This window comes from Bradyrhizobium sp. BLXBL-03, assembly GCF_051853015.1.
In the GTDB taxonomy this organism is placed as follows: domain Bacteria; phylum Pseudomonadota; class Alphaproteobacteria; order Rhizobiales; family Xanthobacteraceae; genus Bradyrhizobium; species Bradyrhizobium manausense.
In genome coordinates this window covers 3,123,496-3,143,421 of record NZ_CP182470.1, presented here as the reverse complement: position 1 = coordinate 3,143,421, position 19,926 = coordinate 3,123,496, and the positions used below count along the sequence as shown (strand labels likewise).

Here is a 19,926-nt window from a genome sequence, read left to right as displayed (position 1 = left end):
GCTGTGGCGGCGCCCCGGAACGACGCAAGAGAACTAGAGCGCGCGCTTCAGCTGCTCGACGAGGTCGGTCTTCTCCCAGGAGAAGCCGCCCTCGTTGTCGGGCGTGCGGCCGAAATGGCCGTAGGCCGAGGTGCGCGCGTAGATCGGGCGATTGAGGTCGAGATGGCTGCGGATGCCGCGCGGGGTCAGGTCCATCGCCTTGGCGGCGGCCTTCTCGAGCTGATCCTCCGACACCTTACCGGTGCCGTGGGTGTCGATGTAGATCGACAGCGGACGCGCCACGCCGATGGCGTAGGCGAGCTGCAGCGTGCAGCGATCGGCAAGACCGGCGGCGACGATGTTCTTGGCGACGTAGCGCGCGGCATAAGCGGCCGAACGATCGACCTTGGTCGGATCCTTGCCGGAGAACGCGCCGCCGCCGTGCGGGGCGGCGCCGCCATAGGTGTCGACGATGATCTTGCGGCCGGTCAGGCCGGAATCGCCATCGGGACCGCCGATGTAGAACTTGCCGGTCGGGTTGATGTGCCAGATGGTCTTCGGCGTGATCCAGTCCTTCGGCAGGGCGTCGCGCACATAGGGCTCGACGATCTCGCGGACCTGGTTCGAGGTGAGGTCCGGAACCAGGTGCTGGTGCGAGACCACGATCTCGCGCACGCCGACCGGCTTGCCGTTCTCGTACTGCACCGTGACCTGGCTCTTGGAGTCGGGGCCGAGCACCTTCTCCTTGCCGGAGTGGCGGGCTTCCGAGATCAGGCGGAGGATCTTGTGGGCGTAGAAGATCGGCGCCGGCATCAGATCGGGCGTCTCGTTGGTGGCGTAACCGAACATGATGCCCTGGTCGCCCGCGCCCTCTTCCTTGACCTCGCCCGGCTGCAGCGCATCGACGCCCTGCGCGATGTCGGCCGACTGCGGGTGCAGGAGGATCTCGATGTCGCAGGTCTTCCAGTGGAAGCCTTCCTGCTCGTAGCCGATGTCCTTGATCGCGCCGCGCACGACGCTTTCGATCTGCTCGTTGGTGACCGACTTCGGACCGCGAGTCTCACCGGCGATCACCACCTTGTTGGTGGTCGCCAGCGTCTCGCAGGCGGCACGGATCTGCCAGGGATCGATGCCGGCTTTCGGCCCTTCGCGGTAGAACAGGTCGACGATTTCATCCGAGATCCGGTCACAAACCTTGTCCGGATGGCCTTCGGAGACGGACTCGCTGGTGAAGAGATAGGACGCGCGCATCAAGAAACCCCTTGTTCCACCGCTACCGGCGGACGTTTGCGATGTTTACAGTTGGATTATGTCAATCACGCCGGCGCGAGATGACGTAGGATTCGTCAAGAAACCAGAGCCCGTTGTACTTCCGCAGCACATCTCTGGCGGCATCCAGAGTGCGGCCGTTTTGAGTCATATCTGTCAACCGGTCGTCCTCAATCTGAGCGACATACACCGCCGCATTCCACGCTGCAAAGGCCGTCGAGGTCCCGATGGTACCCGTCACCTCGTTGGGCAGCGCTTCCATATCATACCTGAAGATCGAACGGTTGTCCGCGTAAGCATTAAAATTTAGGTCGCGGCCCAACGATCCGAGTTCATACTTAACGGCGCGCAATAGCTCATGACGGCTCACCGAGAAAGGGTTTTCTCCGGGCCAGATGGCCTGGATCATTTCCATGCCGGGATCGTGGCCATGAGAGTGGATTCCGATCAGGCGGCCGCCCGGTCGCAACGCCCGCGCCAGTGGTGCAATGATCCGCTTGGCCCGAAAATTGACCGAGGACAGGGCCCGGTATGGCTGGGATGCGATCACGAGGTCGAAATTGGCCTCGGTCTGCCCCGGCCGGGGAATGGTCGAATCGAGCAGGAATCGATGGTCGTCGCGGTAGAGCACGAGCACGACCGGCCGCTCGTAGAGCGGCATCGCGGTACGCGGGCTGATCGCCGCACGCCAATTCTGCTCCAGGAACGGCCGTAGCTCGGCGATCTGCTGCTCGAACTCGCCGGACGAGGCCCCCCTCAGCGGGACCTCATGCCAGACGGTGGCCGCGGCTGCAGCAGGCGAGGCCGGCGTCAGCCACGGCGCCTCCGAATAGAACATGTTGGTGAAGACGAAAACCGATGCCGGATGCTCGAAAATGCGGTCCGGCACCTTCTCTAGCGTCAGCCGCAGATCCTCGAGACTAAGCTCCTTGCCGGCAACATAGAACGGCATATGCGGGTAGCGCTGATGCGTGGCGCGCAGCACGCGCGCCAGCACCGTGCCGTCGCCGACACCGGCATCGAAAATGCGCAGCGCCGGCGGGCGCGGATGGATGGTGGACAGCTCCAGCGCCACCCGGTCGGCGATCACCCGCTTTTCGCTGCAGGTGTGGACGAACAGCAGATATTTCTGCCGGTTCTCGAAGAAGCGGAAATTGCCGCGCGGATCGCGCTTCTCCGGGGGGACCTGGAGCCCCCGCGGCGGCGGCAGGCCACCGGTCGTCGACGCCGCGATATAGGCCTGAATCCGCTCCAGCGTGTCGATGGTGATGCGCTTGCCCTCGCGCAGGCGCTGCACGAGCTTCCCATCGTTCACGGCCCGCCGGCCAAACGTCGATTCCGCCATGTCCGCCTTGCGGCAGAACTCGGTGATTTGGCTCAGGATTTCGTCGTTCTTCATCGATGGGAAGGCGGTGGGCAGAAAAGTTGGGACTAACCTCGTAGCAAATTCTGCCCACCGAGGGAATACCGCTGCCTGCGTTACCCCACAGGCGATGACATGCGCGTGAACCCCGACCGGCTGCCGGACAACAAACAAGCACGTCTCCTCGAGGAAACACCCCATGAGCCGCCTGCTCGTCGTGCTCGCTTTGCTCGCCGCGACCCTTTGGTCGGCGCCCTGCTCCGCCCAGTCGCGCAGCCAGCTGGGGCCGCTCTGCACCACCGAGACCACGCCGGCGGACCAGATGGTCGACGCCTGCACCAAGATCATCGCCCTGAAGGTCTTCAAGGGCGGGCAGCTCGCGACCGTCTATTTCTGGCGCGCGGTGGGCTGGAACAAGAAAGGCGACTACGCCAAGGTCATTGCCGACACCAGCGAGGCGATCCGGCTGCAGCCGAGCCAGGCGGTCTACAATCTCAGGGGCTCGGCCTATTTCGACAAGGGCGACTACGACATCGCGATCGCCGATTTCGATGATGCGCTAAAGCTCGGCCCGCCAAGTGGCATCATCTTCCACAACCGCGGCAATGCCTGGCGCGGCAAGGGCGACTACGCCAAGGCGATCGCCGACTACGACATGGCGACCAAGGCGGATCCCAGGTCGGCGTTCTCATTCCAGAATCGTGGCATCTCCAAGGAGGCGCTCGGCGATCTGGACGGTGCGCTCGCCGACCTCAATCAGGCGATCCGGATCGACCCGACGCTGCCGCAGCCGCTGATCCAGCGCACCGCGATCTGGCGCGCCAGGGGCGATCTGGATCGCGCGATCGCCGATGGCAGCGAGGCGATCCGGCTGGCCAAGGACAAGCCCCCAGCCAACATCATGACGCCGCCGAACAGCGTGCTGATCTCCGGCTATGCCCATCGCGCGCTCGCCTATGAGGCCAAGGGCGACTACGCGCATGCCCGCGAGGACTACAACGCGTCACTGGCGATCACGGCCTCCGACGCCGGCAGCAAGGCGGTCCAGGCGACCGCAAAGGTGCGGCTGTCGCTGGTGAGCGACGCAGCCGCGCCGATGCCGCGCGACGCGCCACCGCCGGCGACGCAACCGGCGGCAGCGCCAGCCCCGCAGCAGACGGGCGCGGCACCGGCGCCTTCTCCTGCGCCCTCGCCTGCACCGGCCGTTCGCGGCAGCCGCATGGCACTCGTCATCGGCAACGGGGCCTATGCTCATGTGAAGGCGCTGCCCAATCCGCCCAACGACGCGCGCGCGGTCGCAAAGAGCCTGCGCGACATCGGCTTCACGGTATCGGAGGGCGTCGACCTCGACCGCGCCGCGATGCAGAAGATGACGCGCGACTTCCTACGCGAGGCCGCGCGGGCGCAGGTGGCCCTCGTCTACTATGCCGGCCACGGCGTGCAGATCGACGGCCGCAACTATCTCATTCCCGTCGATGTCGCGCTGAAGCCGGGCAGCAGCATGACCGAGGCCATGATCGACATGGACACGATCATGGCGGGGCTGGACGACCAGGTTCGCACCAACATTTTGATCTTCGATGCCTGCCGCAACAACCCGATGGCGCAGCAAGTCGCAAGCGCCGGCAGCAGTCGCGGCATCGAGGGCGCGTCGGGCCTCGCCGCACCGTCCAGTCTCGGATCCGGTGCGACGCTGGGGGCCGGCACGCTGATCGCGTTCGCAACCGCGCCGGGACAGGTCGCGCTCGATGGCGAAGGCGCCAACTCGCCCTTCTCCGCGGCGCTGTCCCGTCATCTCGGCACGCCGGGCCTCGAAGTGCAGCAGATGCTGACGCGGGTGCGGGCCGAGGTGGTGTCGGCCACGAAGAACAAGCAGGTGCCGTGGTCGAACTCGTCGCTGCTGGGCGAGGTCTATCTGGCGGAGAAGTGACGACGCGCCTCCGCGTCGTCATCCCGGGATGGTGCGCAAGCACCAGACCCGGGATCTCGAGATTCTCAGGTGCGCAATTGCGCACCATAGTTCGCGCCAAGCGCGCCCCGGAATGACACTCGCCGTCAGTTGCCCCACACTTCCTTCGCGATCTCGACCGCAAGGCTCAGCTTGGCCCACTGCTCTTCCTCGGAGAGGATGTTGCCCTCTTCGGTCGAGGCAAAGCCGCACTGCGGCGACAGCGCGAGCTGCTCCAGCGGCGCGAACTTGGCGGCCTCTTCAAGTCGACGCTTGATGTCGTCCTTTTTCTCGAGCTCGCCGAACTTCGAGGTGATGACGCCGACCACGACGACCTTGTTGCCCCTGGGCAGGAAGCGCAGCGGCTCGAAGCCGCCGGCGCGGTCGGAATCGTACTCCAGGAAATAGCCGTCGTAATTGGTGCCGGCGAGCAGGGTCTCGGCCACGGGCTCGTAGCCACCCGAGGAAATCCAGGTCGAGCGGAAATTGCCGCGACAGACATGCGTCGTCACCACCATGTCGGCAGGCTTCTCGGCCAGTGCATAGTTGATGATGCGGGCGTAGATCTGCTGGAGGCCGTCCGGATTGTCGCCGCGCTCACGCGCCTTCTGCAATTCGTCCTGCGAGCAGAGATAAGCCCAGACGGTGTCGTCGAACTGCAGATAGCGGCAGCCCGCGTCGTAAAATGCCTTCACGGCCTTGCGGTAGGTCTTGCCGAGATCCTCGTAGAAGGGCTCGAGATCGGGATAGACGTCCTTGGAGATCGACTTGCGGCCGCCGCGGAAGTGCAGCACGGCTGGCGAGGGGATCGTCATCTTGGCGGTGACGTGGGCCTGGTCGGCAACCTTCTTCAGGAAGCGGAAATGGTCGAGCATCGGGTGATTGTCGGGGAAATCGAGCTTGTCGATCACGCGCACCGCGTCGTGACGGGTCTGCACGCCCGCGAACTGGATGCCGGTATCGGGGTGGAACAGCTCGCAGCCGGTGAGCTTGGCCAGGAAGTCGAAATGCCACCAGGAGCGGCGGAATTCGCCATCGGTTGCGAGCTTCAGGCCGATCGAGGCCTGCTTGTGCACGACCTTCTCGATCTCCATGTCCTCGATCTTGCGCAGATCGTCGGCCGAGATCTCGCCCTTCTCGAGTTTCGCGCGTGCGTCCTTGATCTTGGCAGGGCGCAGAAGGCTGCCGACCTCGTCGGCACGGAAGGGGGCTTTGGTTCGCTGCATTCTTGAACTCCCGAGGATTTTCTAGTGAGCCGCCGCCCCAGCGACACCGAGGTGACGCTCCAGGACCGACGGGTCGGCCTTCAGGGCGGCGCTCGGGGCGTCGTGGACGATCGTTCCGCGCTCCAATATCACAACACGGTCGGCGAGCCCCAGAATCTTTTGCGCGTTCTGCTCGACGATGATCGAGCAGATGCCGCCGGCCCGGGTGATGGTCCCGATCGCCCTCAGCAGCTCCTCGACGATGATGGGGGCGAGGCCCTCGGTCGGCTCGTCCAGCAGCAGGACCTTCGGGTTGAGGGTCAGCGCGCGGCCGATCGCCAGCATCTGCTGCTCGCCGCCGGAGAGCTGGTTGCCGAAATTGCTGCGGCGTTCCTTCAGCCGCGGGAACATCTCGTAGACCTTCTCGACGGTCCAGGGACCGGGCTGGGCCACCGCGGTCATGTTCTCCTCCACCGTCAGCGAGCGGAAGATGTTGCGCTCCTGCGGCACCCAGCCGATGCCGGCACGCGCCCGCTGGTCAGGCCGCAAGCTCGTGACGTCGGTGCCGGCGAGCGCGATCGAGCCCCAGAAGCGACGGGTGACGCCGACGATGGAGTTGATCAGCGTGGTCTTGCCGGTGCCATTACGTCCCAGCAGCGCCAGCACCTGCCCCTCGGCGAGGCCCAGCGACATGTTGGGCAGCACCACCGCCTCGCCATAGCCGGCGCGCAGGGACTCGATTGCGAGCAGGTCAGACATTGACCGCCTCCTCGCCGAGATAGACCGCCTTCACCTGCGGATCGCGCGCGACCTGCTCGGGCGCCCCTTCGGTCAGCAGCGCGCCGGAGACCAGCACCGAGATGCGGTCGGCAAAGGAGAACACGAGGTCCATGTCGTGCTCGATCAGCAGCACCGTGACGTCGCGCGGCAGGCTGCCGACGACAGCGAGAATGTCGTGGCGCTCGCTCTCCGGCACGCCGGCCGCGGGCTCGTCGAGCAGCAGCACGCGCGGCTTGGCAGCGATCGCGACCGCGATCTCGAGCAGGCGCTGCTTGCCGTAGGGCAGCGTCACGGTCTGCTCGTTCATGACGTCGAGCAGGTGGAAGCGCCTCAGGAGATCGGCGATCTCGCCGTTGACGTCGCTGCGCGTGCCCATCCGCCGCCACCAGTCGCCGCCATGGCCGAGGCGCTCGGAGACGGCAAGGCCGATGGTCTCGAGCGGGGTGAGATCGGGATAGAGCTGGTTGATCTGGAAGGTGCGCGACAGGCCGCGCAGCACGCGCTTGTGCACCGGCAGATCGGTGATGTCCTGGCCTTCGAGCAGGATGCGACCCGAATTCGGCTTGAGCACGCCGGTGAGCTGGTTGATCACCGTGGTCTTGCCGGCGCCGTTCGGGCCAATCAGCGCGTGGCGGGCGCCCTGCTCGATCCTGAGCGACAGGTCGCGCGTGACACGCAGACCGCCAAAGGTCTTTTCGAGATTCTTGGTTTCGAGCGCGATAGTCATGCGTCGCTCTCCGGCACTGTCACGACCGCCTTGCGTCCCGCAATCTGCTTGATCAGCAAATTGGGCAGGAACAGCACGCCGTAATGCAGCCGCTGCCGGCCGACCAGCACGATCACGACCAGCACGAGCCCGATCCAGAACTGCCAATATTGCGGGGTGATGGTGGAGAACACTTCCTGGAGCATGCGGAAGATCACGGCGCCGATCAGCCCGCCATAGAGATAGCCGGTGCCGCCGATGACGAGCACCAGCATCAGGTCGGCGGAGCGGTCGAAGGCGAACACGTCGAGCGAGGCGATCGCGGTGGTCTGGGTGAACAGCGCGCCCGCAATGCCGGCGTAGAACGCCGCAAGTGTATAGATCGCGATCAGGCGGCGGTTGACGGGGATGCCGATGGCAGCTGCCCGCAGCGGGTTGTTCTTGATCGCCCGCAACGACAGGCCGAACGGCGAATGCACGATGCGCCGGGCCAGCAGGAACAGCACGAACAGCACGGCCAGCGAATAGAAGAAGCCGGCCTTGCCGAACATGTCGAACGGGATCTCGCCAAGGATCGGCTGCATCTCGATACCCTGCAGGCCGTCGGTGCCGCCGGTGATGTTGGAGAAGCGTTCGGCGAGCGCCTCCAGCAGCAGCGCGATGCCGAGCGTCACCATCAGGCGCGTCAAGTCGGCGCCGCGGATCACCAGGAAGCTGGTGGCAAAGCCGAGCACCATCGCGGCAAGGCCCGCCGCGATCAGCGCCAGCACCGGCTCGTTGATGATGCCATGAAGCGCAAGAAGTCCTGCAGCATAGGCGCCGACGCCGAAGAAGGCGGCGTGGCCGAGCGAGACGATGCCGGCATAGCCGAGGATGAGATCGAGCGAGATCGCAAACAGCGCCAGCCGCAGGATGTCGGTCATGATCAGATAACGCGAGGGAAACAGAAAGCCGCAGGCGAGCACGACGAGCCAGAAGACGGCCTCGCCATAGTGCCAGCGCGCCTGCCGCTGGGCGTGATAACCGACGTCGGACGAAGCGCTCATCGGCAAGCTCAACGCGCGGCCGTGCGGCCGAACAGGCCGTTCGGGCGCCAGATCAGGATCACGATCATCATGGTGTAGATCACGAAGGGTCCCATCTTCGGCACGTAATATTTGCCGGCGACGTCGCCGATGCCGAGCAGCAGCGAGGCCAGGAACGGGCCTGTTATCGAGGAGGAGCCGCCGACGGTGACCACGATCAGGAAGTAGATCATGAATTTCAGCGGGAAATACGGATCGAGTCCGAGGATCTCGGCGCTGAGCGCGCCGCCAAGGCCGGCAAGCCCGCAGCCGAAAGCAAAGGTGAAGGCGAACACCTGCGGCACGTTGATGCCGAGACCGCTCGCGGCACGGGGATCATCGACGGCGGCGCGCAGACGGCTGCCGAAACGCGTCTTGGCCAGCACCATCTGCAGGCTGATGGTCAGCAGGCCGCAAATCACGATGATCATCAGCCGGTAGCGGCCAATGCCGACGCCGAATAGGTCGAACTGGCCCTGCAGCGCGGCCGGCAGGTTGATAAAGACACGGGAGGAGCCCTGGATGTAGTCCACGGCCGCGACCGACATGAATGCGAGCCCGATCGTAAACAGCACCTGATCGAGATGGCTACGCGCATAGAGGTGGCGATAGAGCGTGCGCTCGAGCACGATGCCGATCACCGCGGACGAGACGAAGGCGAGCGGCAGGGCCGCGAAGAACGGCCAGCCATGCTGGTTCACCAGCAGCATGCAGACATAACCGCCGGCCATGGCGAAGGCGCCATGGGCGAGATTGACGAAGTTCATCAGACCCAGCGTGACCGCAAGCCCGCAGGCGAGCACGAACAGCAGCATGCCGTAGGCCACGCCATCGAACAGGTTGGTGAGGATTGAGGTCATCGCGCGTCGAATATCATCTCAGATGTGGCCAGGTGCCGTGCTGCGCTCCCTCTCCCGCTTGCGGGAGAGGGTTGGGGAGAGGGTGCCTCCGCAAAGGGACAGTCCGCTAGTGGAAAGAACCCTCACCCGACGCTTCGCGATAGCCGAGGCTTCGCCTCGGCGTCTCTTGAAGTACGGCCGCCGAAGGGGGCCTATGCTCTCCCGCAAGCGGGAGAGGTGAAGCAAGCGCGTCACTTCTTGGTCTTGCCGAGATCCTTGACGGCCTCGAAGACCTGGAACTCGACATTGTAGAGCTCGCCGTCAGACTTCGACCTTGCGACCCTGCGGATATAGATATTCTGGACGATGTCGCGGGTCTCCGGATCGATCGAGATCGGGCCACGCGGGCTCTCCCATTTCTGGCCCTTCATGGCTTCGACCAGCTTGGTGCCGTCGGTGTCGCCACCCGTCTTCTTCAGTGCCTCGTAGATCAGGTGAATGCCGTCATAGCCGCTGACCGCCATGAAGCCGGGACGGCTGTTGAAGGCCTTCTTGTACGCCGCCACGAAGTCCTTGTTCATCTGCGAGGGATGGGCCGCGGAATAGAGATGTGCGGTCACGGTGCCGATCACGGCGTCGCCCATGTTGTTGAGGAGATCGTCGTCGGTGACGTCGCCCGGCCCGATCACCTTGATGCCGGCCTTGTCGAGGCCGCGCTCGGCATATTGCTTCATGAAATTGCCGCCCTGACCCGCCGGCACGAACACGAAGATCGCGTCGGGCTTGGCGTCCTTCATGCGCTGGAGGAACGGCGCGAAATCAGGATTTTGCAGGGGCACCTTGACCTCTTCGACCACCTCGCCGCCACCGGCAGTGAAATTCTGCTTGAAGAAGTTCAGCGCATCGTTGCCCGGCGCGTAGTCGGAGGTCAGCGTCGCCACCTTCTTGATGCCGTTCTGCACGGCCCAGTCGCCGATAATGGTGGAGGATTGCGCAAGCGTGAAGCTCGTGCGCACGATGTAAGGCGAGCGCTCGGTGATGATGGAGGTGCCCGCCGCCATCACGATTTCCGGAATCTTCGCTTGCGTTGCAAGCGGCGCCGCGGCGAGCGCCGCCGGCGTGACGCCGAAGCCGGCGATCAAGTTGACCTTGTCGTTGACGATCAGCTCCTGCGCGGCGGTCTTGGTCTTGTCCGGGATCGCCGCATCGTCCTTGACGATGATCTCGACCTTCTTGCCGGCGACGGTGTCGCCGTTCTGCTGCATGTAGAGCTTGATCGCGTTCTCGATCTGCTTGCCGGTCGAGGCCTGGCCGCCGGTCATCGGCAGGATCAGGCCGATCTTGACGGTGTCTTCCGCCCTGGCCGGCGAGAGGCCCGCAAGGCCCGCGATGGCGGCAATGGCAGCCGCCCGAGAAAACGTCTTGTGTTCGAACATCAGATGTCCCTCCCCTTCATTCCTGCGATGGACCGAGTGCCCCGATCCTTGCCTCACTTTAGCCCGCGCATGCGCGATATCGCGCGCCACATGGCGTCTTTCGGGCCGTCATTGTCAATCGGACGTTTGGCGACCATTCGGCGCAACGCCCGCGCGTTCGGTTAACCAAGATTGGAAGCGATGTCGCGGTCAGGTCGGGGTAACCCGAGCCCCCGAGTTCGGTCCATTTCATTTGTACGATTGTACAAATGAAATGGAGCTGTCAACGAAAAAGCCCTCGCGCCGGCCAAGCAGATTGCCGCGAGCCGACGGCTGCAGTCTAGGAATGCGTCCGCCGGCGTGGATGGAGAATTTCGTCTTTCACTTGGAGAATCCGGACATCGGGGAAAGCCGATCCGCCGATACCATCAAGGTGTTATGATACCTATCTCGAATAAGCCTATTTTACCTTGTTGAAGGCTACGGTTCCGGCAGCGCCGCTCGTCCGGCGCCCGGTCCCTCGTCCCGATTGCTGCACCCGACCATGTCCAGACGTTTCCGTTTCATCGTCTCCCTGCTCGCGCTCGCCGCGGGCCTGTCCGGCTGCGGCACGGTCAACGAAAAGCTCTCGGCCGGCATGGGCGACTACATCCCGCAATGGGCCGGCGGCCTGCCGGCGGATGCCCCGCCCCGGCCGGGCACGCCGCAATACGACGCCTACATGAAGGAACGCGAGCGCAAGCGGCTGATGCCGGCGGCGGATCGCGACAAGGAAGAGCAGGCGCAGAAGGGCGCGACCGGATCCACGTCGGGCGAGGCGGTGCACTGAGGTGGCGAATGGCGAATAGGGAGTGCGAATATGCCCCCTTTTCTATTCGCTACCCGCCACTCACCATTCGCTAATCCACGAACACCACGGTCTTGCGGCCGTTGAGGATGACGCGGTCGTCGAGGTGATAGCGGATCGCGCGCGCGAGCACGCGGCGTTCGATGTCGCGGCCCTTGCGAACGAGATCCTCAGGCGTGTCGCGATGACTGATGCGCTCGACGTCCTGGTCGATGATCGGGCCTTCGTCGAGGTCGCGCGTGACGTAATGGGCGGTGGCGCCGATCAGCTTCACGCCGCGCTCATGGGCCTGGTGATAGGGCTTGGCGCCCTTGAAGCCCGGCAGGAACGAGTGATGGATGTTGATGCAGCGTCCGGACAGTTTTGCCGACAGATCATCCGACAGGATCTGCATGTAGCGGGCGAGCACCACGAGATCGGTCCCGGTCCTGGCGACGAGATCGAGGATCTGGGCCTCCTGCTCGCGCTTGGTCTCCTTGGTGACTGGCAGATAATGGAACGGTATCTCGCCGAAATCGAGCCCGGCATAGACCTCGCGCGGGTGGTTGGAGACGATCGCGGCCAGGCTCATCGGCAATTCGCCGGTGCGCCAGCGGTAGAGGATGTCGACCAGGCAATGGTCGGACTTCGACACCAGCAGCATCACCTTGCGATGCGCGGCGCGGTCGCGCATCAGCCACTCCATGCCGAAACGCTCGGCGATCGCGGCAAAGCCGGTCTGCAGCGCCGCCAGTTCCACGGCGAGATCAGCCGCGGTGAACACCACGCGCATGAAGAATTTCTTGGTCTCGACGTCGTCGAACTGCTGGGCGTCGAGAATGTTCTGTCCGGAGTTCGCCAGGAAGGTCGACACCGCCGAGACGATGCCGGGACGATCCGGGCAGGACAGGGTCAGAACGTATTGATGATCGGGCATGGCTGTTGAAGAGATGGCTCTTGACGAAAGATTGGGCAGCGGCGCGGAACGACCCGCGATTTGCGCCCTGCTCTAGCACTGTGGCTGGCCTTGCGCCAATCCCGACGACGGAGTCAGGATGAACGGACGATTGCGAAATTGGACTGACCGGAGCACGCCCATGGCCGACCGCTTGAACGGCACCCGCATCCTGATCCTGGAGACCCGCGAGGAGGCGCAGTTCTCGAAGCTCCTGGCCGAGCAGGGCGCCGAGGTCGTGCAATGCCCGATGTTCACCATTCAGGATGCGCCGGACCCGGCCCCGGTCGAAGCCTGGATCCACCGCGCCATCGACAAGCCGTTTGACGACCTCGTGCTGATGACCGGTGAAGGCCTGCGGCGGATCATGAAGCTCGCGCGCACGCGCGGGCTCGACCAGGCCTTTGTCGCGGCACTGGCCAAATCGCGAAAATTTACCCGCGGGCCGAAACCCGGCAAGGCGCTGCGTGAAATCGCGCTCGAGGCGCAGCAGACCACCGAGAAGCCGACCACCGAAGGCGTGATCGAGATGCTGGGCAAGCTCGACTTGAAGGGGCACCGCCTCGGCCTCCAGCTCTATCCGGACAAGGACCACAGCGCGCTGACCGGCGCACTCGCGGCGCAAGGTGCGGAGGTCGATACGGTGCTGCCTTACGTCTACGACTCCAAAGCCGCGGACGGCAATATCGTCGCCGCCATCGACGAGATGGCGGAGGGACGCATCGACTCCATCGCGCTGACAAATCTTGGCCAGGTCCGCCGGCTGATCGAGGCGGCCAAGGCGCATGGCAGCGAAGCGAAGCTGCGCGCGGGGTTTGAGCGGACCTTGATCGCCTCAGTCGGACCGGCCGTCTCCGGCGAACTCGCCGCGCATGGTTTGCGCACCGACGTTTCGCCGGCCGATGAGGCCTTCTTCATGCGCCCGCTGATCTCGGCGATGGCAGCGGCGTTGGCGGAAAGGCAGCCGAGGACGGCGAGCTGACCTTCCTTGCCTAGCTTGCCACCTGCGAGGCGGCCGACATCAGTTCCTGATGGCTCGGCGCGCCGAACATGCGCCGGCCGCCATCCGGAACCTCGGTGAACGTCCAGCGCACGATCCCTTCCCGATCGAGCAGGAATTGGCCGAACAATTGGCCTGTGCCGCCTGCCGCCATGCGCTGGTCGGCTTCGGTCATCTCATAGCCGTCCTTGTTGTTGAGGTACTCGGCGGCCGCCGGACGCGCCATCGGCCCAGGCAATTCGCCGGGCATATCGACTGGTGGCATGCTCATGAGCACATCCATGCCGACCTTGCGCGGCCAATCGGTCTCGTTTTCCGTGAACTCGAGATTGGGCAAACCGAACGCTCGATGCGAGACCCTCTCGGGGTCGGAGGCAGCGAGCAAGTTCGGCAGGGGATGATAGCGGAAGTAGAGCCGCGCCCGGTCGGCCGGCGTATTGACGATCGTGAGACTTTCAATGCCCCTTCCGCGCAGCGCACCGTCGAGCTGGGCCTGCGCCGCGATGTGGCGCCGGCAGAATGGGCAGTGCAGGCCCCGAAACAAGCCGACCAATATCGGACGATGCCCGCGGTAATCCTCGAGCGCGATCTTCCCTTCGCGTGTGATGGCCTCCAGCACGACGTTCGGTGCGCGATCACCCGGTTGCAGCGGTCCATCGACATGACGATCTGACATGGTTGAACTCCCTCACATTGGCTAGTCAAGAAACGGCAGTACGATCAGCCCAGCAGGATCGAGCCCATGCCGCTCACAGACATCATGGGCCAGCGCGAAATAACGCTCGGCCTCCGGCAGGTCGCCTCGATCAAGATTCAAAGTCGCAAGACCATCATAGCATGGAAAGAGCTGCTGCGGCTCACCGGTCTCACTCGCGACCTCGATGGCCTCGTGGTAGCAGCGCACGGCAAGGTCAGGCCGGAAATGGCACTGATGGATCTGCCCGAGCACGATCAAAGGAACCGGGAGATGCTCGCGCTGATCGAGCGCACGGTCGATCTCGATCGCCTTTTCGGCAGCCGGCACCCCCTCATCGGTGCATCTGTCCGTGAAGGTGCAACAGGCGACGGAAAAGTTGGCGAGAAGGCGCGCCTGGAAGCCGAGATCGCCGATGCGATGAGCGACATCGAGCCCACGCCGGCATACGTCGATGGCTTGCGCCGGGTCGATGATCGTGTAGAGCACTCCGAGGTTGGTGTAGCCGCGGCACGCCACATTGAGGAGGCCGGCGGCTTCGGCAGACGCGACACTTTGCTCCACCTCATGCACTGCATCCTGGTGTCGCCCAAGCCGCGCCAGCGCAACCCCTTTGGTATTGAGCGCCTCCGCAATGGCGCGCGCCGCCTCGATGCCGGCCTGACCGTCCGCGTCCACCGACACAGAGCGCGCGTGACCGAGCGCCTCGTCGGCCCATCGCGCGGCAGCGACGTGATCACCCACGCGAAACGCGAGGCGGCCGCGCTCCTGCAGGAGGTGTGCCCACTCGATCGGCGCGTCGACCCCCGCAAGCCGCTCTGCCGCCTCGGCATAGTGCGCCTCCGCGTTGACGCGCTTGCCGGCGTCCCACAACAATCGGCCGAGATTGCGAAGAATTCGCGCCTCGCCGACGCGGTCCTCTGCCGCGCGGTATCGCTCCAGCGCGCATCGATAATGCTCCTCGGCCGTGCTTCGGCGGCCAGCCACGCGACAGAGGTCGGCAATGCGCTCGTGCAGGACGAGGCGTTCCGGCTCCCATTCGCTGCCGGTCGACAGTACTTCGAGCGACTGCTGGTAGAATCGAAGGGCATCGTCATTGGCGTAGCTTGCGCGTGCGCGATCGCCGGCGGCGCGCAGATAGCGCGCCCCTTTCGGCCTGCTCGCGCTCAGACTGAAGTGATGTCCGAGCAGTATGAGATCTTCGAGGCGCTCCGGCTCATCACCATAAAGCCGTTCCAGCGCGGCACCAATCCGTTCATGAAGCTCGATCCGGCGCTGCAGGAGCAGGTTTTGATAAATCACATCCTGAAGCATGGTTTGCGTAAAACGGTAGGTCCGCAGGGAAATCGAGTTCGAGCCCGCGATCTCCTCGATGATCTCAACCTCGCACAGAAGTTCGAGCCCTGCATCAACCCTTGCCGGATCGGTTGCCGCAGCGCCGAGAACAGCCGCATCAAAGCGCGGGCCGATCACCGCTGCCTCCTGTGCCAGGCGGCGCACCTGGTGCGGCAAGCGGTCGAGGCGCGCTAGCAATAAAGCCTGGATGCTCGCCGGAATGTCCGCGGCGGCTTCATCCGACTTCACCCGCCATAGCGCGCCGTCACGCTCCAGGGCGCCGGCTTCGATCAGGCCGCGGATGATCTCCTCGAGGAAAAGCGGATTGCCGCCGGCGCGATCGAGGATACGACTGAACAGGCGTCCCGGCGGTTCACGCCAACCGTGAACGAAATAGGCCGCGAGCAATCTTTGTCCGTCAACCTCGCCAAGTTGGGGTAGCCGAAGGGTTGCGTGACTGATTTTGCTCGAACCGAACTGGTCCAGTTCCAGCGTCGGCCGATGCGTGAACAGCAGCATCAGCCGCGTCCGCTCTAAACGGTCCATCAGGAACCGCAACGCTTCAAGGGACACCGCGTCGGCCCAGTGCAGGTCCTCGACGACAATCAGCAGCGGCGACAGTGCCAGGCGGCGTTCAAAGATGGTGCGGATCGCGAAGAATATCTGCCGGCGGAGCTGTTCGGGCTCGACGTGCCTCAGCACGGCACCGGGGTCGCCGAGGCCGAGCACGTGCAGATAGAGGGGCATCAGGCGGTGGGCCTCGTCCGTCGCGAGGCCAAGCTCCGACAGCGCTTGCGCGACTTTCGCCTCTGCCTCCGCGGCGCCGGCCTTCTGCGCGATGCCATAGGCGCTGCGCAGCACTGCGGCGAGCGTGCCATAGGATTGTTCGCCGAGCGGCGAGCAGGCCGCCTGCCGGATCGCCACGCCTGCGAAGCGATCGTCATCGCGGATGCGGGCTACGAATTCGCTGACCAGGCGGGTTTTCCCGATGCCGGCTTCGCCGACCAGGCGCACCAGTTGAGCCGCGCCGCCGCACGCCAGATCAAGGCTGCCGATCATGCGCGCAAGCTCTGCGTCGCGGCCGATCACCGGCGCATTGAGGCCCAGCGCGTCGAGGCCTCGTGCCGCACGCGGCGTCTCGAGCGGCTCCTTCAGACGATGGATCAGAACGCTGCCCATCCTGCCCTTGAGCGAGACCTCGCCAAGCGAGTCGTAGGAGAACGCGTGCCGCGTCAGGCGGTGGGTCAACGGGCCGACCAGCACCTCGCCCGGCGCCGCCATCGACTGCAGTCGCTGGGCGGTATTCACGGTGTCGCCGGTCACCGAATAGGATTTGGCAGCGCCCACACCGAGCCCGCCCGCGACGACGTGCCCGGTGTTGATGCCGACATGGAGCAGCAGGGGTGAGCCGGCATATGCCTTTGCGCGTTCGCTGAGACGCGCCGTCCGGCCGATCATATCGAGGGCAGCGCGGACCGCCCGCTCCGGGTCGTCCTCGTGTGCGGCCGGTGCACCGAACAGAGCAAGCAGCGCATCGCCGATGAATTTGTCCACGAAGCCGCCGAAGCTTTGCACCGCGGCCGTCAACTCCTCGAACAATTCGTTCTGAAGGGTCTGCATAACCTCCGGATCGAGCCGCTCGCTCATTGCAGTAAAGCCGCTGAGATCGGCAAACAGCACGGTGATGGTGCGGCGGTTCGCTTCGCTCTCGACCTCGCCCGAGAGAGGTCGAAATGCGGCTTGAGCTTCGGCCGTCGGCGCGAGCGGCGGAGAGGAGGACCGGATCGGCACCGTCCTCGGGCTCGCCCGCGCCGATGCCTGCCCGCTGCCCGCGGAGACCTCACAGACGAGGACGCCGCACTTCGGGCAATAGGCGAAATCCGGCGCGCATGGAAAGCCGCAGCCAGGGCATGCGTTCGGCTGCTTCGTGCCGCACTTCGGGCAGAAGGCAAAGCCGGCCTGGACCTCGAAACCGCAACCCGAGCACGTCATGGCTCAAGACCTCGCGTAAGCCGCGATGGTGTGATCTGGTGGCCCTGCGAGGATGGGCCTCAGGATGCAAACCAGAATGGGCTTTGCATGCCGGAAGAGCAAGCGGTGGCTAGTCCGTGGGGCCGTATTGGCCGGACAACCGATGCCGCTGGCGCGTTGGTGCACCGCACGTCGTCGCCAAACATGGTGGCATGCGGTAGCGCCAATTGACAGCCGGGGCGCCGGGGCTACCCTGCCGAACAGAACAACAAATAATAAGGACCGGGAATCGCCGTGAAACCCGTCAACGCATCTTGAGCACACCCACAGGACCTTCCGCGCTCGCACCATTCCGGATCCGCAACTATCGCTTTCAGTGGCCGTCGGACCTGCTCACCTCCTGGGCATTCGAGATTGAGACGCTGGTGCTCGGCTGGTACATCCTGGTCGAGACCGGGTCTGTACTGCTGCTCACCATTCTCGCCTCGCTGCAATATGTGGGAACGCTGATTGCTCCGGTGCTCGGTATGGTCGGCGATCGCATGGGTCACCGCGATCTGCTAGTACTGCTGCGCCTCACCTATACGGTGCTTGCCTCGACCATCATGGTGCTGGCGCTGACCGGGAATCTGGCGCCGCTCAAGGTGATGGTCATCGTGACGATCATGGGCCTCATCCGCTCCTCGGATCTCGGCCTGCGCAGCGCGCTGCTCGCCGACATCATGCCGGCCGAGCTGCTGGTGGGGGCGATTAGCCTGTCGCGCACGACCCAGGATAGCGCGCGCATCGCTGGCGCGCTGACGGGAGCCGGACTGTTCGCGACCTTCGGCATCGGCAAGGTCTATATGGTGATCGCCTGCCTCTATGTCGTCGCCGCCATTCTCATGTCTTGCCTGACCCGCCCCGCAAAGTCCGCCGAGCATCGAGCGTTCGAGAGCCATTCGGGCTCGCGGCTGCTGCGCGATCTCAAGGAAGGCCTTGTCTATTCCTGGAACGGTCCGGCCATGCTGGCCGCGCTTTGCGTCGCATTCCTGGCCAATCTGACCGCCTTTCCGCTGACGAATGGATTGCTGCCCTATATCGCGCGGGACATCTTTCATACCGACCAGACCGGCCTCGGTTATCTCTCGGCGAGCTTCGCGCTGGGCTCGCTGATCGGCTCCATCACACTCAGCCTGATCAGCGGCCTGCGCATTGCCCGGCTCCTGATCGGCGCGACACTGGCCTGGTACACGCTGCTGCTGGTGTTTGTCGAAATCCGGACTATACCCGTGGCGATGGCCTGTCTCGTGCTGGCCGGCATCGCCCAGAGCATGTCGATGATCTCGGCGGCCGTGATCCTGATGCGCACAGCCAGCGCGCATCTGCGCGGCCGCGTGATGGGCGTGCGCATGATGGTGATCTACGGCCTGCCGATCGGATTGCTCTGTGCCGGCAGCCTGATCGATGTCATCGGCTTTTCTGCAACGGGCTCGTTTTACGCCGCTGCCGGCTTCATCGCGATGCTGGCCATCGCCATCCGCTGGCGCGCCGACCTCTGGCCGGCGCACGCGCCCGCCAATGCGCGTTAGTCCCCGTATCCACGCAGCCGCTCAACATTGAGGATGGTGACACCGCCATATTCGAGCCGCAGCAGTCCCTCCTTCTCGAGCCGGTTCAATGCGCGGTTGGCATTCTGGCGCGACATGCCGGAGAGCGCCCCGATCTCCTCCTGGGTGATCTCCAGATGCGCGGTCGATTCCGGATAAAGGATCGGGTTGAACAGCGAGGCAATGCTGCGGGCAAGGCGGGAGGTCGCATCGAGCGTGCGGTTGACCTCGAGCATCCCGATGAACTGGCCGAGCCGCTCGTTGAGCTGGCGTACTAGGAAACGGTTAAAGCCGACGCTGTTCTCGAACAGCCACATGAAGGCCGAGCGTTCCATCAGCGCCACGCGGCTGTCGCGCAGCGCGACCACGTCGTAGCGGCGCAATTCGTTCTTGAGCACGCTGCCTTCGCCGAACCAGGCGCCTGCGGTCAGCCCTGCAAGGCTGGTCTCCTTGCCGTCGCGCGACACCCCACCCATGCGGGCAAGGCCGCTCACCATGCCGGCCCAATAGTCGAATTTGTCACCGCGCATGAACACGGTCTCGCCGGTGCCGTAGGACCGCTCCGTGATCCCGGCGCGGGCGACCTCGGTCTCCGCCGGCGAGAGCTCGCGCGACCAGGCTGCGACGCGCCTCAGTTGATCCTCTGAAATCATGATCGCGAGGCCAGCCGCACCGTTTAGTCACTCCATCCTTCTGCTGCATTGCAGCATGATCATTCCGACCACCATCCGACGAAAGATGTAAGCCGCGGCCGCCCGAAAAAACTTTGTCGCAGAATTGTCAGGCCGGAGACATTTCAAAATAGCGCTTTCCCCTATTGAGAACCACCTCGGGCGATGCGGCTTTTGATCCCAAACGGGACAAGAGCGGCGCGGCTCCGGTCGGGACCATCTGCTGCATGGCCTCACCGGCAAGGCCGTATTAGGATCGCCCGGTACGAACCGACGAAGAGCGCCGCAGAATGCGCCATCACCGGGAGGGATTTGTT

Annotated in this window: 16 protein-coding genes; 4 read left to right on the top strand and 12 right to left on the bottom strand. The window is 64.5% G+C overall.

Annotated elements, in window-relative coordinates; translation table 11 throughout:
* Positions 1–33: 33 nt before the first annotated feature.
* A complete protein-coding gene (gene metK, locus ACNJX9_RS14920) occupies positions 34–1,230 on the bottom strand; it encodes a methionine adenosyltransferase (protein WP_439409394.1) in 1,197 nt (398 codons plus the stop codon).
* 61 nt (positions 1,231–1,291) lie between these two features.
* The gene (locus ACNJX9_RS14915) at positions 1,292–2,647 is read right to left on the bottom strand and encodes a hypothetical protein (RefSeq protein WP_057749242.1); all 1,356 of its coding nucleotides are present in this window, start codon (positions 2,645–2,647) and stop codon (positions 1,292–1,294) included.
* A 163-nt stretch (positions 2,648–2,810) separates the two neighbouring features.
* On the opposite strand from ACNJX9_RS14915, the gene ACNJX9_RS14910 reads away from it, so the two are divergent.
* A complete protein-coding gene (locus tag ACNJX9_RS14910) occupies positions 2,811–4,541 on the top strand; it encodes a caspase family protein (RefSeq protein WP_439409393.1) in 1,731 nt (576 codons plus the stop codon).
* Between the two features lie 125 nt (positions 4,542–4,666).
* Here the strand turns inward: ACNJX9_RS14910 and ACNJX9_RS14905 are convergent, their stop codons facing one another.
* The 6 genes from ACNJX9_RS14905 to ACNJX9_RS14880 form a co-directional block, all read right to left on the bottom strand.
* Positions 4,667–5,785 (bottom strand): cobalamin-independent methionine synthase II family protein, encoded by a 1,119-nt coding sequence (locus ACNJX9_RS14905; RefSeq protein WP_057749248.1) that lies wholly within the window; start codon positions 5,783–5,785, stop codon positions 4,667–4,669.
* A 21-nt stretch (positions 5,786–5,806) separates the two neighbouring features.
* Complete coding sequence (locus ACNJX9_RS14900) at positions 5,807–6,523, bottom strand: ABC transporter ATP-binding protein (protein WP_439409392.1); 717 nt, start codon at positions 6,521–6,523, stop codon at positions 5,807–5,809.
* Positions 6,516–7,271 carry an ABC transporter ATP-binding protein gene (locus tag ACNJX9_RS14895; RefSeq protein ID WP_439409391.1) on the bottom strand — a complete coding sequence of 252 codons (756 nt, stop codon included), beginning with the start codon at positions 7,269–7,271 and terminating at the stop codon, positions 6,516–6,518. The genes ACNJX9_RS14900 and ACNJX9_RS14895 overlap by 8 nt, the downstream gene beginning before the upstream one ends.
* Entirely contained in the window at positions 7,268–8,296 is a 1,029-nt protein-coding gene (locus ACNJX9_RS14890; RefSeq protein WP_439409390.1) for a branched-chain amino acid ABC transporter permease, read from the bottom strand. Before ACNJX9_RS14890 ends, ACNJX9_RS14895 begins: the two co-directional genes overlap by 4 nt.
* Positions 8,297–8,304: 8 nt before the next feature.
* Positions 8,305–9,174 carry a branched-chain amino acid ABC transporter permease gene (locus tag ACNJX9_RS14885; protein WP_439409389.1) on the bottom strand — a complete coding sequence of 290 codons (870 nt, stop codon included), beginning with the start codon at positions 9,172–9,174 and terminating at the stop codon, positions 8,305–8,307.
* Positions 9,175–9,404: 230 nt separating this feature from the next.
* The gene (locus ACNJX9_RS14880; RefSeq protein ID WP_439409388.1) at positions 9,405–10,589 is read right to left on the bottom strand and encodes an ABC transporter substrate-binding protein; all 1,185 of its coding nucleotides are present in this window, start codon (positions 10,587–10,589) and stop codon (positions 9,405–9,407) included.
* Between the two features lie 523 nt (positions 10,590–11,112).
* On the opposite strand from ACNJX9_RS14880, the gene ACNJX9_RS14875 reads away from it, so the two are divergent.
* Positions 11,113–11,397: a hypothetical protein gene (locus ACNJX9_RS14875; protein ID WP_220003142.1), complete on the top strand. Its 285-nt coding sequence runs from the start codon at positions 11,113–11,115 to the stop codon at positions 11,395–11,397.
* Positions 11,398–11,467: 70 nt separating this feature from the next.
* Here the strand turns inward: ACNJX9_RS14875 and purU are convergent, their stop codons facing one another.
* The gene (gene purU / locus ACNJX9_RS14870; RefSeq protein WP_439409387.1) at positions 11,468–12,331 is read right to left on the bottom strand and encodes a formyltetrahydrofolate deformylase; all 864 of its coding nucleotides are present in this window, start codon (positions 12,329–12,331) and stop codon (positions 11,468–11,470) included.
* Positions 12,332–12,491: 160 nt separating this feature from the next.
* Between purU and ACNJX9_RS14865 the strand changes: the two genes are divergently transcribed.
* A complete protein-coding gene (locus ACNJX9_RS14865; RefSeq protein ID WP_439409386.1) occupies positions 12,492–13,331 on the top strand; it encodes a uroporphyrinogen-III synthase in 840 nt (279 codons plus the stop codon).
* Between the two features lie 10 nt (positions 13,332–13,341).
* Here ACNJX9_RS14865 and ACNJX9_RS14860 read toward each other — a convergent pair whose 3' ends face one another.
* Positions 13,342–14,025 carry a redoxin domain-containing protein gene (locus tag ACNJX9_RS14860; protein ID WP_271599839.1) on the bottom strand — a complete coding sequence of 228 codons (684 nt, stop codon included), beginning with the start codon at positions 14,023–14,025 and terminating at the stop codon, positions 13,342–13,344.
* Between the two features lie 21 nt (positions 14,026–14,046).
* A complete protein-coding gene (locus tag ACNJX9_RS14855; protein WP_439409385.1) occupies positions 14,047–17,370 on the bottom strand; it encodes an adenylate/guanylate cyclase domain-containing protein in 3,324 nt (1,107 codons plus the stop codon).
* A 293-nt stretch (positions 17,371–17,663) separates the two neighbouring features.
* Between ACNJX9_RS14855 and ACNJX9_RS14850 the strand changes: the two genes are divergently transcribed.
* Positions 17,664–18,920, top strand: coding sequence for an MFS transporter (locus ACNJX9_RS14850; RefSeq protein WP_439409384.1), 1,257 nt, complete (start codon positions 17,664–17,666; stop codon positions 18,918–18,920).
* Here the strand turns inward: ACNJX9_RS14850 and ACNJX9_RS14845 are convergent.
* Positions 18,917–19,591, bottom strand: a complete 675-nt coding sequence (locus tag ACNJX9_RS14845) for a Crp/Fnr family transcriptional regulator (protein ID WP_439409383.1) — start codon at positions 19,589–19,591, stop codon at positions 18,917–18,919. The genes ACNJX9_RS14850 and ACNJX9_RS14845 overlap by 4 nt on opposite strands.
* Between the last annotated feature and the right edge of the window lie 335 nt (positions 19,592–19,926).